Source organism: Roseateles sp. GW823-FHT07B05, assembly GCF_058794515.1.
In genome coordinates, this window is record NZ_JBXAGX010000004.1 from 193,277 (window position 1) to 207,237 (window position 13,961).

General features: G+C 71.3%; 10 protein-coding genes. 7 read left to right on the forward strand and 3 right to left on the reverse strand.

Annotated features, from left to right (window positions below):
• Window positions 1-179 precede the first annotated feature (179 nt).
• Window positions 180-4,259 carry a hypothetical protein gene (locus tag AC1Q7O_RS11120; protein ID WP_492659474.1) on the forward strand — a complete coding sequence of 1,360 codons (4,080 nt, stop codon included), beginning with the start codon at window positions 180-182 and terminating at the stop codon, window positions 4,257-4,259.
• A gap of 179 nt (window positions 4,260-4,438) precedes the next feature.
• A complete protein-coding gene (locus AC1Q7O_RS11125; protein ID WP_492662700.1) occupies window positions 4,439-4,894 on the forward strand; it encodes a hypothetical protein in 456 nt (151 codons plus the stop codon).
• Window positions 4,895-5,272: 378 nt separating this feature from the next.
• Here the strand turns inward: AC1Q7O_RS11125 and AC1Q7O_RS11130 are convergent, their stop codons facing one another.
• Window positions 5,273-5,581, reverse strand: a complete 309-nt coding sequence (locus AC1Q7O_RS11130) for a hypothetical protein (RefSeq protein WP_492659476.1) — start codon at window positions 5,579-5,581, stop codon at window positions 5,273-5,275.
• A gap of 49 nt (window positions 5,582-5,630) precedes the next feature.
• A complete protein-coding gene (locus AC1Q7O_RS11135; protein ID WP_492659477.1) occupies window positions 5,631-6,155 on the reverse strand; it encodes a nuclear transport factor 2 family protein in 525 nt (174 codons plus the stop codon).
• Between the two features lie 86 nt (window positions 6,156-6,241).
• Here AC1Q7O_RS11135 and AC1Q7O_RS11140 point away from each other — a divergent pair, with 86 nt between their 5' ends.
• Window positions 6,242-6,751, forward strand: a complete 510-nt coding sequence (locus AC1Q7O_RS11140; RefSeq protein ID WP_492659478.1) for a YgjV family protein — start codon at window positions 6,242-6,244, stop codon at window positions 6,749-6,751.
• A 59-nt stretch (window positions 6,752-6,810) separates the two neighbouring features.
• On the forward strand, window positions 6,811-7,599 hold the full coding sequence (locus tag AC1Q7O_RS11145; protein WP_492659479.1) for a hypothetical protein: 789 nt from the start codon (window positions 6,811-6,813) through the stop codon (window positions 7,597-7,599).
• A 13-nt stretch (window positions 7,600-7,612) separates the two neighbouring features.
• Here the strand turns inward: AC1Q7O_RS11145 and AC1Q7O_RS11150 are convergent, their stop codons facing one another.
• A complete protein-coding gene (locus tag AC1Q7O_RS11150) occupies window positions 7,613-8,542 on the reverse strand; it encodes an MBL fold metallo-hydrolase (RefSeq protein WP_492659480.1) in 930 nt (309 codons plus the stop codon).
• A 263-nt stretch (window positions 8,543-8,805) separates the two neighbouring features.
• Here AC1Q7O_RS11150 and AC1Q7O_RS11155 point away from each other — a divergent pair, with 263 nt between their 5' ends.
• The 3 genes from AC1Q7O_RS11155 (at window position 8,806) to AC1Q7O_RS11165 (ending at window position 13,958) form a co-directional block, all read left to right on the forward strand.
• Complete coding sequence (locus AC1Q7O_RS11155) at window positions 8,806-10,995, forward strand: TonB-dependent receptor (protein WP_492659481.1); 2,190 nt, start codon at window positions 8,806-8,808, stop codon at window positions 10,993-10,995.
• Between the two features lie 100 nt (window positions 10,996-11,095).
• Window positions 11,096-12,601, forward strand: coding sequence for a sigma-54 interaction domain-containing protein (locus AC1Q7O_RS11160; protein ID WP_492659482.1), 1,506 nt, complete (start codon window positions 11,096-11,098; stop codon window positions 12,599-12,601).
• Window positions 12,602-12,758: 157 nt separating this feature from the next.
• The gene (locus AC1Q7O_RS11165) at window positions 12,759-13,958 is read left to right on the forward strand and encodes a substrate-binding domain-containing protein (protein ID WP_492659483.1); all 1,200 of its coding nucleotides are present in this window, start codon (window positions 12,759-12,761) and stop codon (window positions 13,956-13,958) included.
• Window positions 13,959-13,961: the final 3 nt, after the last annotated feature.

Below are 13,961 nucleotides of genomic sequence, written 5' to 3' on the forward strand. Positions count from 1 at the left end.
GGCGTGGTGGCAAGCCGGTGAAATCCGGCGACCGGATGATGCGGGCGCGGGCACCCGCCGCCGACGTGAAGATGCACCCGCGCCGCCGGGGCATCCGCCGCACCAGCCCGCCCGCCAACGCGCCGCGCTGTGTTGGAATCCCCCGCGCCTCGGCCCCACCGAGCCCAGGGAGACCCACGATGACGCGATTCACGACGACGCTGCTGCTGTTGCTGACCACCGGCCTTGCCGCCCACGCCGCGCCGCTGACGCCGGCCGAGCTGCCGCCTGCGCTGCGCGACTGGCTGCCGTGGGCGCAGCAGGGCCAGCCGCCGCTGGGCTGCCCGGTGGACGCCGTGGCCTCGTCGGAGCAACCCTTCTGCGTCTGGCCCGGCCGGCTGCAGCTCAATGCCGGCGCGCGCGAGGCGACGTTCCGGCTGGACGTGCAGGTGTTCGGCGCCCCGGCCCGCGTGGCGCTGCCGGGCGAGCCCGGCGCGTGGCCGCAGGACGTGAAGGCCGGCGGCAAGCCGCTGCCCGTCACCGAGGGCGACGGCCACCCGGCCGTGTGGCTGATGCCGGGCACGCATGTCGTCGAGGGACGCATCGCCTGGGCGCAGACGCCGCAGAACCTGGCCGTGCCGCCGGGCCTGGGCGCCATCGTCGTGAGCAGCGACGGCGCCGCGCAGGCGCGCACGCCCGATGGCGACGGCCGGCTGTGGCTGCGCGCGGCGGCCAGCCCCGCCGAGGCGACCGACAGCGTCAGCGTGCAGACCGTGCGCCTCGTCGACGACGAACTGCCGCTGACCGTGACGACGGCCTACGAGCTGCGCGTGGCCGGCCGCGCCCGCGCTGTGGAGCTGCCGCTGGCGCTGCTGCCCGGGCTGGTGGCGATGCAGCTGGACAGCCCGCTGCCCGCGCGGCTGGCGGAGGACGGCCGGCTCGTCGTGCAGGCGCGGCCGGGGGCGTGGCGCATCCAGCTGACCGCGCGGCTGAACTCGCCCGTGCAAGCCCTGACCCTGCCCAAGACGGCCACCGACGAGGAAGTCTGGGCCGTCAAGGCAGCACCGGCGCTGCGGCTGATCCGCCCCGAGGGCGTGCCCAGCGTGGACCCGCGGCAGGTGGAGATGCCCGAGGGCTGGCGCGCGCTGCCGGCCTTCCGCCTCAAGCCCGGCGAGACGCTGAAGCTGACTGAACTGCAGCGCGGCAACGCCAAGCCGGCACCCGATGCGCTGCGCCTCAACCGCACGCTGTGGCTGGACTTCGACGGCCGCGGCCTGACGGCCAGCGACCGCTTCGACGGCACGCTGTCGGCCAGCGCGCGGCTGACGATGGCCGCGCCGGGCCAGCTGGGCCGCGCCGCGCTGGCCGGCGACGACCAGCCCATCACCCAGCTCGCCAAGGACGGCCCCGCCGGCTTCGAGGTGCGCAACAGCCGCGCCCTCATCGAGGCCGACAGTCGCTGGCCGCGCGACGGCGCGCTGCCCGCCAGCGGCTGGGCCGGCACGGTGGACCACGTCCAGGCCACGCTGCAGCTGCCGCCCGGCTGGCGGCTGCTGCATGCGCAAGGCCCCAGCCGTGCCGACGGTGCGTGGGTGGCGATGTGGACGTTGTGGGACTTCTTCTTCGTGCTGCTGGCCGCGCTGGCGGCCTACCGGCTGCTGGGCTGGCGCACCGGCGCGCTCGTCGGTGTGGCGCTGGCGCTGACCTGGCACACGCCCGGCAGCCCGCCGGCGGTGCTGTGGTTCGGCCTGCTGGCGCTGACGGCGCTGGCGCGCGTGATGCCGGCTGGGCGGGCGCAACTCGTCTTCGCGCGCGGCCGGCTGGCCGTGGCCGGCCTGCTGGTGCTGGTGCTGCTGCCGTTCGCGGTGAAGGAAATCCGCGAGGCGATCTACCCGAGCCTGGAACAAGTCCACGGTGGTCTGGGCTTCGCTCACAAGGAGGAAGTCGCCATGCCCGCCGCCGTCAACGAAGACATGCCCGACGCGCGGCGGGACGCCGCCGTGGCGGAGCGGGTGGTGCCGCCGCCCTCGCTGATGATGAAGGCGCCGCCCAAGGGCATCTCCTCCTACGGCAGCGACCTCGGCCGCGTGGACCCCGGCGCCCGCGTGCAGACCGGCCCCGGCCTGCCGACGTGGAGCTGGCGCGCGCACACGCTGAGCTGGAGCGGCCCCGTGACGCCCGAGCAGACGCTGAACCTGTGGCTGCTGCCGCCCTGGGCCACCGCGCTGCTGAAGCTGCTGGGCCTGGCGCTGCTGGCGCTGGCCCTGGTGGTGGTGACCGGACTGAAGCCGCCCACGCTGCCGCAGCGCCGCAGCGGCGCCGCCGTGGCGGCCGCGCTGTGGGTGGCGCTGGGCCTCGGCCTGGCGCCCACGCCCAGCGATGCCGCCGACGACAAGCCCGCCGCCACGCCCACCGCACCGTGGCCCAGCGATGAACAGCTGCAGGCGCTGCGCGGCAAGCTGGCCGCGCCGCCCGACTGCGTGCCGCAATGCGCCGACCTGGCGCGCCTGCTTGTCAGCGCGCAGGGCTCGTCGGTGCAGCTGCGCGCCGAGATCCACGCGCAGGCGCTGGTGGCCGTGCCGCTGCCCGGCCAGGGCACCGGCTGGCAGCCCGCCAGCGTGACGCTGGACGGCCAGCCCGCCGCCACGCGCCGCGACAGCGACGGCAAGCTGTGGGCCGCCGTGCCAGCCGGCGTGCACCAGCTGGTGCTGAGCGCCGACGTCGGCGCTGTCAGCGGGCTGGACATCGCGCTGCCGCTGCCGCCGCGCGTCGTGCAGACCGACCTGAAGGGCTGGACGCTGGCCGGCCTGGACCCGCGCGGCCTGAGCACCGGCGCCATCACGCTGAGCCGCGAGGCCACCGCCGGCAGCGCCCGCGCCGAGGACGCCGGCACGCAGCGCGACGCGCTCGCGCCGCTGGTGCGCGTGGACCGCCGGCTGGAACTGGGCCTGCGCTGGCAGGTCGTCACGCGGCTTGAACGCATCGCCCCCAGCCGTGCGCCGCTGCGCGTGCAGTGGGCGCTGCTGCCCGGCGAGGCCGTGGGCGACGCGGGCGTGACGGTGGCCGACGGCGTCGCCAGCCTGCAGCTGGGCGGCGACGACGCGGTGGAGGTGGCCAGCAGCCTGGCGCCCACCGGCACGCTGACGCTGGTGGCTGGCAAGGCCGCGAACCAGGTCGAGCGCTGGACGGTGGCCGCGTCGCCGCAGTGGCATGTGGAGGCCTCCGGCCTGCCGGCCACCGCGCTGCAGCAGAGCGGCGAATGGCGGCCCGAGTGGCGCCCCTGGCCCGGCGAGACGCTGAAGCTGGCCATCACCAAGCCCGCCGGCGTGGGCGGCCAGACGCTGACGCTGGACAACGTGCAGACGACGCTGGAACCCGGCGAACGCAGCACCACGGTGAACCTGGCGATGAAGCTGCGCGCCAGCCTGGGCGGGCCGCACGCGCTGAAGCTGCCGGCCGGCGCCGAGCTGCTGAGCGTGAAGATCGACGGCCAGGTGCTGGCGCTGCAGCCGCGCGACGGCGCGCTGAGCCTGCCGCTGACGCCCGGCGCGCAGAGCGTGGACATCCGCTGGCGCGCACCCGACGGCATGGGCGTGCTGTGGCGCCACGAAGGCCTGGCGCTGGGCCTGCCCGGCGTCAACGACGCGCTGCAGCTGCAGGTGCCCGAGGACCGCATCGTGCTCGCCGTGGGCGGCCCGCCGATCGGCCCGGCCGTGCTGATCTGGGGCGTGCTGGTGGTGGTGCTGGTGCTGGCCTGGTTCGCACCGCGCGGGCTGCCGGGCGTCATGGGCCGGCCGGCCTGGCTCATCCTTGCGCTGGGCGTGGCGCCCGTGTCGCTGTGGGCACTGGGCGTGCTGGCCGGCTGGTTCGCCGTGCTGGAGGCGCGCCGCCGCTGGGGTGGGCAGGGCGGCGCGCGCGGGCTGCGCATCCTCCTGCAGCTGGCACTGGTGCTGTGGACGCTGTTCGCCATCGGCGCGCTGCTGGACGTGCTGCGCACCGGCCTGCTGGGCTACCCCGACCTGCTGGTGGCGGGGCCAGGCTCCAGCAGCCACCTGCTGCAGTGGACCAACGACCGCTTCACCGAGCAAACGGCCGGCGCCTGGGCCGTCAGCGCACCGGTGTGGCTGTACCGGGCGCTGATGCTGGGCTGGGCGCTGTGGCTGGCGACGTCGCTGCTGAAGTGGGTGACGTGGGCGTGGAGATGCTTCAGCGAGGGTGGCGCGTGGCCGGAGAAGGCCGTGGTTGCGGCGGAGGCCGGGAAGGAGCGGGCGGGGGAATAGGGAACGGGGGCAGCGGGTCTGCGCAAGGCTGGGAGCGCTCAGCAGCCCAGTCGGCCCGGCTGCCGGCTTTCGGCCATTTGCGGTAGTCCCCTCGTGACTGTTTTGGAGTCCTTCGCTCGCGATATGCGGGTCCCGAAGCGACTGAGGCTACCAATGGGAAGTTCTTAACTAATCCAATCATGGGCGAGAACGGAAGCATTGCTATGGAAATCGCTGCCCACGACACGGACTTCTTTATGCGCCTGGAGAAGCTGCAGGCGCCTCGCGTCTTCTTTGAGGCACAAGGCAGCTCGCATGGCGACATCGATCTTCGGCTGGTGCAGCGGATCGATGATTTGCTCGTGCCCCTCCTTGGCCCGTGGGAGCAATCCAATCAGTGGTTCCATCAGATGGACTACTACGGAGACGGCGTCAGGTCACTAACGTTTCGCCGTAGCGCATTTCCGTTCGCCGTCGTTGAAGCGCTGCAAGGCTTGTTGCAAGGCGAGCATGAACGGTTCTGCATCTTGTGTGCCGTGTCTGACAAGCTGGGCGTCACACCGCCGACAGAGGAAGCTGAGAGCGAGGACGACTACTTGGCCATCTTTTCCAAAGAGATGTTGGCAACGAAGGGGCTCGCACGCAGCCTGCAATGATGCTCAACCTATTGCTGCTGCGGACGGCTTCGCTGGCAGCTAGGCGCCGACGTTGATCGTCAGCTTTTCGGCATTCCAACCCAGCTATGCGGTAGTCGCCTTTCGGTCGTTGAGAGCTATTGGCGGTCACTGTCGCCAGCGACCGCAACCGCTGCAAACCGCCGTCCCCCGCCACCTCCCCTCCCTCAACCGATGAATCTCGTCGATGAGGTCCACCACCAGCGCCGCGAGCTCCTGGTTGGCGTCGAAGTCCCGCTCAATGGCCAGCAGCCGCCGCGCGCGTTGCAGTCACAGGCTGGCGAAACGGAGAGCATCGCCGTCGCCGCTGCAGCACCCAACCGCCCTCACCGGCCGACGGGCAGGGCCTGCGCGCGCGCCTCAGGGATTGGTCAGGTCGTCCGCACTGCCTCGCCTCGCGCCTCGCCCCCACGGGCGAGGCAGGCACGGCGCGATGTAGCTGCCAAGCCAGAGGCCCGAGATCAGCAGGCCTGGCGCCCACAACAGCATGCCCCACCAGGCAATGGCGCTCAACGCGGGCTCCACGTTGACGGCCGCCACGAGGCACGGCTGCGGCCACTTGTCCGCCACCGGACACCCCCACGCCGCGCCGATGACCGGCGCCAGCTTCCAGCCGCAGTAGGGCAGCAGGAACGGCAGGCAGGCCAGCGCGTACTTGCGCTTGGTCACGGCTGAAGCCCGGGGTGGGGTGTGCAAGCCGTCAAGGCGCCCGGCGCCGTCACTGCGGCTGCCGCGGCGCCGCAGGCCGGTGGTCGAAGCTCAGCACCCGGGCCAGGCGCCAGCCGGTGGCTTCGCGCTTCCACAGGTGCACGAACCTGGCTTCTTCCGAGCCGGGCTCGCCCGCTCGCGCGAAGACGTGGCGGCCGATCTGCACGGCGCCGTAACCCTGCATGGGGTAGACCTCCAGGCTGCCCGGTACCAGCGTGCGGGTGACGCCGTTGTCGCGCGGGCAGGACTTCAGCGTGCGGACCGCGTCGCCAAAGCTGGCGCCGGTCTTGTCGTGATAGAACTCGGCGTCCTCGGTGAAGACGGCGCCGAACGCGGCGGCGTCGCAGGTCACGAACGCGGCCTGGAACAGTCGGGCGTCCATGGCCGCCAGCTCGTCGTGCAGCGGGCCGCTGCGGGCGCCGTCCTGGGCCAGGCTGGCGCCGGCCGCAAGGCCCAGCAGCGCAGTGGCAGCGCCGAGGCGGGCGCGGCGGGCCCACGGGAACGCGGGGCGCGAGAAAGTGGGCATCGGTCGCATGGCGGCGGTCCTGGGTGGCGAGGCGAGCGGCCAGTGTCGCGGCGGCAGCGCCACCGGCCGGGAGTCATGGCGGGACAATGCCGCCGATGTCCGATTGGTTCTCCCCCGCCCAGCTGTTCGGCTATGTGGCGTTCGTGCTCGGCGTCGGCTGCTTCATGCAAACCGACGACCGGCGTTTCAAGTGGTTCATGGCCGGCGAATGCCTGGCCTATGTCGTGCACTTCGCGCTGCTGGGCAACCCGACGGCCGTGGCCAGCTCGCTGATCTCGATGACGCGCTCGCTGCTGTCGCTGCGCACGCGCTCGAAGTGGGTGGCGGTTGCCGTCGTGGCCGCCAACCTCGGCTTCGGGCTGGCCATCGCCACCAAGCCCAGCGACTGGCTGCCGCTGACGGCCTCGTGCCTGGGCACCATCGCCCTCTTCACGCTGCAGGGCGTGCCGATGCGGCTGCTGATGCTGTGCGGCACGGGGCTCTGGGTGGCCAACAACGTCATCGTCGGCTCCATCGGCGGCACGGCGCTGGAGGTGGTCATCGCGGCGATCAACGTGACGACGATCGTGCGGATGCTGCGGCAGCGACCGGCCGAGCCAGCCTGAGCGCGCCGCGCGGCCCATGTCCATCGGCATGCGGGCGGCGGCTGCCTAGACTTGGCTGCATGACGCCCCTCCTGCGATGGCTGGGAGCCGCGCTGCTGGCCGCCACGGCCGCGCAGGCCCAGCCCGAGACCGACCTGACGCTGCCCTTCACGCTGGACGCGGGCCTACCCGTGCTGCAGGCCCGCATCGACGGCCGCGACGCGCGGCTGCTGATCGACTCCGGCGGCGCCGCGGCGCTGGCGCTGCGGCCCGACTGGGCCCCCGCGCCCGATGCGGCCGGCGGCGCCGTGACATCTCAGGATGCGCAAGGGCAGTTGCGGCAGCAGGCCCGACTCGCCATCGGCGAGCTGGTGCTGGCGGGCCAGGCGCTGCCGGTCGCCCCGGCCGCGCAGACCTGGGGCAAGGCGAAGCGCCCGGCCGGCACCGATGGCTACCTGGGCTGGGGCTGGCTGCGCGAGCGGCGCTGGGTGGTGGACTACGCGGCCGGGCAGCTGCTCCGGCTCGCGCCGGGGTCTGCATGGCCGGCCGGCTGCGGCGGCGCGCCCCTGCCTTTCGAGACGATCGGCAGCCTGGCCGTCGTGCGGCTGCAGGCCACCGACGGCCAGCCGCTGGTGCTGGGCCTGGACACCGGGGCGTCGCGCAACGTCATCCGCCCGGCGTTGAGCGGGGCCGTGGCGGGCGCCCTGCGGGGCGCGGACGGCCGGCCGCTGCAGGCCGGTGCATTCGTCAGCGTCCCCCTGCAGGTGCCCGGGCTGGACGGCTTCCTGGGCCAGGACTTCTTCAGCCGCCACCGCGTCTGCGTGGACCCGGCCGGCCGGCAGCTGTGGCTGCAGCCGCTGGCGCCGTGACGGCGCAGCCGCTTCAGCGGTTGGTGGAGTAGTTCACCGGCAGCCAGTCGTAGCCCTTGCCGTCCACGCGCAGGCGGCCGATGCCGGGGAAGCTGACGTGGGTGACGGCGACGTAGTAGCCGTCCTTGGCCGCGGCGGCGTAGGCGGCCTCGCGGGCGGGGCGGGCGGCCTTGGGGTCGCTGTCGAACTGGATGGTCACCGACGGGTCGGGAAACTGCACGGCGGCGACGTGCATCAGGTCGCCCCAGAACATCATCTTCTGGCCCTTGCTCTCGGCAACAAAATTGCTGTGGCCGGGCGTGTGGCCGTAGGCGGGGAAGGCCTTCACGCCGGGCGCGATCTCCACGCCACCCGGGCTGCCCTCGAAGGGCTTGAAGCGGCCGGCGTCGGCAAAGCCCTTCACCAGCGCCGCGATGGCCTTGCCACCGTCACCGCCCTTGGCGACCTGCTCCGGCGCGAGCCAGAAGTCGCTGTCGCGCTTGTCGATGCGCAGCGTCGCGTTGGGGAACACGCTGCTGGAGGCGCCGCCGATGTGGTCGCCGTGCATGTGGGTGATGACGATCTCGTCGACCTGCTCCGGGCTGTAGCCCGAGGCCTTGAGGTTGGCCAGCACGCGGCCGGCGGTGGGGCCGAACAGGCCGGCGGTGCCGGTGTCCACGAGGACGACCTTGCCGCCGGTGTTGACGAGGTAGGCGTTGACCGAGGTCTCCAGCGGCACGCCGAGGTAGGCGTGCTGCAGCGCGCGCAGCGTGTTGGCGGCGGGCTGCTGCAGCAGCTTGTCGACGGGCAGGTCGATGCTGCCGTCGGACAGCGCGGTGATCTCGAAGTCGCCCAGCTGCAGCCGGTACCAGCCCGGCGCCTGGCCCTTGAGCTGGGGGCCGGCGGCGAAGGTCGTGGCGCTGACGCCCAGGGCGAGGGCGGCGGGAAGCAGGCGTTTGAGCATCGGGGGTCTCCAGGGGGGTGGGGAAGCTGAGCGGCGCAGCATATCGGCGCGCCCGCGGCCTTGCAGCCCCCGGGGGTTGCTGTCTGGCATCTGGACAGCGCCGGCGCGGCGCGGTGACTGGAATCCGGACAGGCGGCGCAGCCGCGGGCGCAAAAACTGGGGTCAACCCGCAAGGGTTGGCACGGGGTTTGCCCCAAGTTGGCCTGGGCATGGCTTTTGCGCAAGACGGTTGGCACCACGAAAACCACACCAGGAGACAAGCCATGCCCCGACGCCTACCGGCGCCTTCACGCCTGCACCTCGCCGCCCTTGCCGCGCTCGGCGCGCTGACCGCCCTGCCCGCCGCCGCCCAGACCGCGCCGGCCGAACCCACGGCCACGCTGGAGGCCGTGAAGGTCACCGCGCGCAAGCGTGAGGAGACGCTGCAGGACGTGCCCGTGGCCGTCACGGCGCTGACGGCCGAGCAGCTGGACAAGCTGGCCATCAAGGATCTGGGCGACCTGCAGGGCCAGGTGCCCAACCTGACCATCTACGCCGCGCGCGGCAGCAACACGACGATCACGACCTTCATCCGCGGCGTGGGCCAGGCGGACCCGCTGTGGGGCGTGGACCCGGGCGTGGGCATCTACTTCGACGACGTCTACATCGCCCGCCCGCAGGGCGCACTGCTGGACGTGTACGACGTGCAGCGCGTGGAGATCCTGCGCGGCCCGCAGGGCACGCTGTACGGCAAGAACACGGTGGGCGGCGCGGTGAAGTACGTCAGCAAGCCGCTGCCGCAGAAGACCGAAGGCGCCGTCACGCTGGCGCTGGGCAGCTACGGCCAGGTCAACGCCAAGGGCGCGGTGGGCGCGGCGACCGACGACGGCCAGTTCCGCTTCCGGCTGGCCGGCGCCAGCCTGAACCGCGGCGGCTTCGGCAAGAACCTGACCGACGGCAGCCCCGTGAGCGACCAGGACACGACCAGCGGCCGCGTCTCGGCCGGCTGGTTCCCGACCGGCTCCACCTTCAACGCGCAGGTGTCGGTGGACCGCACGGTGGACGCGTCGCACATGCGCGGCTTCCAGCGCCTGAACGTGAACGCGTTCGACCCCGCGAAGACGCCGCCGACGACGGGCCGCTTCGACATCGCCTCCGGCATGCCCAACGCCAACCGCACCACCAGCGAGGGCGAATCGCTGGCGCTGAACTGGGGCGTCAGCAACGACTGGAGCCTGAAGTACATCCTGGCGCACCGCGCGTCGGACACCAACACGTCCATCGACTTCGACGGCCTGCCCAACAAGATCGCTGACGTGCGCGCCGAATACCACGACAGCTCACAGAGCCACGAGCTGCAGGCCATCTACGAAGGCGACCGCAGCTCGGGCGTCGTGGGCCTGTACTACTTCGACGGCAAGGCCGGCGGCACGGTGCGCAACAACTTCTTCAACCTGAGCTTCGGCACCACCAACGGCACGGTGTTCACGAAGGGCCAGGCCATCTTCGGCGACTGGAGCTGGCGACTGACGAAGGACTTCTCCGTCAGCACCGGCCTGCGCTACACGAAGGAGACCAAGCGCGCCGTCGTACTGAACCAGACCTTCGCGAACGACAGCTTCGGCGGCACGCCGCTGACGACGCCGGCCAACTTCGACAACTCGCGCGAAGTGACCAACACGTCGCCACGCCTGTCGCTGGAATACAAGGCCAGCAAGGAGATCAAGCTCTACACGACGGCCTCGCGCGGCTTCAAGAGCGGCGGCTACAACATCCGCGCCAACACGCTGGCCTTCCCCTCCTCGGGCCGGCCATTCGAGGACGAGAAGCTGGACTCGCTGGAGGTGGGGGCCAAGATGGTGCTGGACGGCGGCCGGCTGGAGCTGAACACCGCTCTGTTCCACAACAAGTACAAGAACGTGCAGCTGTCGGTGTTCACCAGCTACACGACACCCGCCGGCCAGCCGGGCTTCTTCGGCGACTTCACGAACGCAGGCAAGGCCACGCTGCAGGGCGGCGAGGTCGAGTTCCTGTGGGTGCCGGCCAGCGACTGGCGCATCAGCGGCCACCTGGCCTACCTGGACGCGAAGTACGACGAGTACATCGACCGCGGCGTCAACGTGGCGGACCAGAAGAAGTTCACCAACACGCCGCGCATGCAGGGCGGCATCAACATCGAGAGCACTGTGGCGCTGCCGGTGGGCCTGCTGCGCACGCGGCTGGGCGTCACGCACCGCACCAAGGTCTACCCGACGACGGACCTGTCCGAGTCGCTGGCGCAATCGGCCTACACGCTGGTCAACGCCGGGCTGATCTGGGAGAAGGACGCGAAGCTGAGCTTCTTCGTGCAGGGCGCCAACCTGACCGACAAGGCCTACAAGACCGACGGCTACAACATCGCAGCGCTGGGGGTGCTGAACGCGTACTACGGCGCGCCGCGCACGTTCACCGTCGGCGGGACATACAAGTTCTGAGGTGAAACCCAGTGCCTTCGAGGGCGGCCCGGCGGGTCGCCCTTTTGCTCTTCAGGAGTCGCTTCGGGAGCGGTTGCCGGCGCGGTACATTGCGCCGGCCATGCCGCTGTCCAAATCCCAGACACCCGCAGACATCCCGCAGGACGTCGACGGCCTGCTGCGCCTGGCCGCGCAGTCGATGTTCGACGTGCTGGCGCGGTCGACGGAAGGGATGATGGTCATCGACCGCCATCACCGCGTCGTCTGGATCAGCGACGGCTACAAGCGCTTCCTGCCGGCGCTGGGCTTCAGCGACGAGCACGAGTTCGTCGGCAAGCGCGTGGAGGACGTCGTCCCCAACACGCAGATGCTGCAGGTGCTGGAGAACGGCAAGCCGGTGCTCGTCGACCTGCTGACCAACAAAGCCGGCACCTTCCTCGTCAGCCGGCTTCCTTTGAGAAACGACGCCGGTGAGGTCATCGGCGCGCTGGGGCTGGTGCTGCTGGACCACCCCGAGACGACGATGCAGCCGCTGATCCAGAAATTCGCGCGGCTGCAGCAGGAGCTGGAGGACACGCGCCGCCAGCTCGCCGCGCAGCGCCGGCCCAAGTACACGATTGCCAGCTTCATCGGCGCCAGCCCCGCGGCACTCGAAGTGAAGCGCCAGGCGCGCCGCGTCGCGCAGACCGATTCCACCGTGCTGCTGCTGGGCGAGACCGGCACCGGCAAGGAGCTGATGGCCCACGCCATCCACTCGGCGTCGCGCCGCGCGCACCGGCCGCTGGTGGGCGTCAACATTGCCGCCGTGCCCGAGACGCTGCTGGAGGCCGAGTTCTTCGGCGTCGCCCCGGGCGCCTACACCGGCGCGGAGCGCAAGGGCCGCGACGGCAAGTTCAAGCTGGCCGACGGCGGCACGCTGTTCCTCGACGAGATCGGCGACATGCCGCTGGCGCTTCAAGCGAAGCTGCTGCGCGTGCTGCAGGAGCAGGAGGTGGAGCCGCTGGGCAGCAACACGGTGATGCGCGTGGACGTGCGCGTCATTGCCGCCACCAGCCGCGACCTGGCTGCCATGGTGGCCGCAGGCACCTTCCGCGCCGACCTGTACTACCGCCTCAACGTGCTGCCCATCCGCGTGCCGGCGCTGCGCGAGCGGCTGGACGACATCGAGGCGCTGGCCGAGGCGCTGGGCGAAGACATCGCCCGCCGCAGCGGCATGCCGCAGAAGCTGTTGAGCCCCGATGCCATCGACTGGCTGATGCAGCAGCCCTGGCCCGGCAATATCCGCGAGCTGCGCAACACGCTGGAGCAGGTCAGCCTGATGAGCGACGACATGCAGCTGACGGCGGGGCACTTCCAGGGTGGCGCGGCGTTGCCGCAGGCAGCGGCTGCCGCTGCGCCGGCACCTGCGCCGACTCCGTCGCCTGCCGCGGTGACAACGGCCCAGGCCGTGGCCCCGCTGCCCGAGCTGATCGAGGCACTGGAGCGCGACGCCATCCGCCGCGCCCTGCAGGCCACGGCCGGCAACCGCATGGCCGCCGCCCGCTTGCTGCAGATCTCGCGGGCGTCGTTGTACGAACGGCTGGCACGCTGGCCGGACCTGGAAGTCCAGCTTCCGGACAACGCCTGAATTTCAGACACTCCCGCCGTCCCTAACGGCCAAAAACCTCGGGACAACCCGGACGAAAACTGGCCCAGGCGCCCCTTCCCCGCCGGGCACGGCCCTTGCAAAAAGGGAAGACACCGTCTGCCGACAGAGCAGACCGACGAACTAGGAGACAAAGCCCATGCGCCTCACCACGCGCCGCTTCGCCCTCGCGGCCGCCACCCTGGCCGCGGCCCTGCCCGGCCTGACGCTGGCCGCCGGCAACGAGATCCGCATCGCCCACGTCTACAGCAAGACCGGCCCGCTGGAGGCCTACGGCAAGCAGACGCAGATCGGGCTGATGATGGGCCTGGACTACGCCACCGGCGGCACGATGACCATCGCGGGCAAGAAGCTGGTCGTCATCGAGAAGGACGACCAGGGCAAGCCCGACGTGGGCAAGAGCCTGCTGGCCGCGGCCTACGGCGACGACAAGGCCGACATCGCCGTCGGCCCTTCGTCCAGCGGCGTCGCGCTGGCCATGCTGCCGGTGGCCGAGGAGTACAAGAAGATCCTGCTGGTGGAGCCCGCCGTCGCGGACTCCATCACCGGCGACAAGTGGAACAAGTACATCTTCCGCACCGGCCGCAACTCGTCGCAGGACGCCATCGGCAACGCCGTCGCGTCGGACATCGCCGGCCTGAACATCGGCATCCTGGCCCAGGACTACGCCTTCGGCCGTGACGCCGTGAAGGCCTACAAGGAAGCGCTGAAGAAGGCGAAGATCGTCCACGAGGAATACCTGCCCACCGCGACGACCGACTTCACCGCCGGCATCCAGCGCCTGGTCGATTCGCTGAAGGACAAACCGGGCCCCAAGGTCATCGCCGTCGTGTGGGCGGGGGCCACCACGCCCTTCGGCGCGCTCGCCGCGCTGGACCTGCAGAAGCGCTACGGCATCGCCGTGGGCTCGGGCGGCAACATCCTGCCGGCCATGACGGCCTACAAGCAGTTCCCCGGCATGGAAGGCGCAACGTACTACTACTTCGGCATCCCGAAGAACCCGGTCAACGAGTGGCTGGTGGCCAACCACTACAAGCAGTTCAAGGCACCGCCCGACTTCTTCACGGCGGGCGGCATGAGCGCCGGCATCGCGCTGGTGGAGGCCCTCAAGAAGACGGCGGGCGACACCACCACCAACAAGCTCATCAAGGCCATGGAGGGCATGAGCTTCGAGACGCCCAAGGGCAAGATGACCTTCCGCGCCGAGGACCACCAGGCGATGCAGTCGATGTACCACTTCCGCATCAAGGCGGACCCGGCCTTCCCGTGGGGCGTGCCGGAGCTGGTCCGCGAGATCAAGCCGGAAGAGATGCAGGTCCCGATCCGCAACAAGCGCTGAACG

Bases quoted from the DNA above. Each gene is read 5' to 3' on its own strand.
- AC1Q7O_RS11120 (WP_492659474.1), top strand. From the start codon at position 180: ATGACGCGATTCACGACGACGCTGCTGCTGTTGCTGACCACCGGCCTT.
- AC1Q7O_RS11125 (WP_492662700.1), top strand. From the start codon at position 4,439: ATGGGCGAGAACGGAAGCATTGCTATGGAAATCGCTGCCCACGACACG.
- AC1Q7O_RS11135 (WP_492659477.1), bottom strand. From the start codon at position 6,155: ATGCGACCGATGCCCACTTTCTCGCGCCCCGCGTTCCCGTGGGCCCGC.
- AC1Q7O_RS11140 (WP_492659478.1), top strand. From the start codon at position 6,242: ATGTCCGATTGGTTCTCCCCCGCCCAGCTGTTCGGCTATGTGGCGTTC.
- AC1Q7O_RS11145 (WP_492659479.1), top strand. From the start codon at position 6,811: ATGACGCCCCTCCTGCGATGGCTGGGAGCCGCGCTGCTGGCCGCCACG.
- AC1Q7O_RS11150 (WP_492659480.1), bottom strand. From the start codon at position 8,542: ATGCTCAAACGCCTGCTTCCCGCCGCCCTCGCCCTGGGCGTCAGCGCC.
- AC1Q7O_RS11155 (WP_492659481.1), top strand. From the start codon at position 8,806: ATGCCCCGACGCCTACCGGCGCCTTCACGCCTGCACCTCGCCGCCCTT.
- AC1Q7O_RS11160 (WP_492659482.1), top strand. From the start codon at position 11,096: ATGCCGCTGTCCAAATCCCAGACACCCGCAGACATCCCGCAGGACGTC.
- AC1Q7O_RS11165 (WP_492659483.1), top strand. From the start codon at position 12,759: ATGCGCCTCACCACGCGCCGCTTCGCCCTCGCGGCCGCCACCCTGGCC.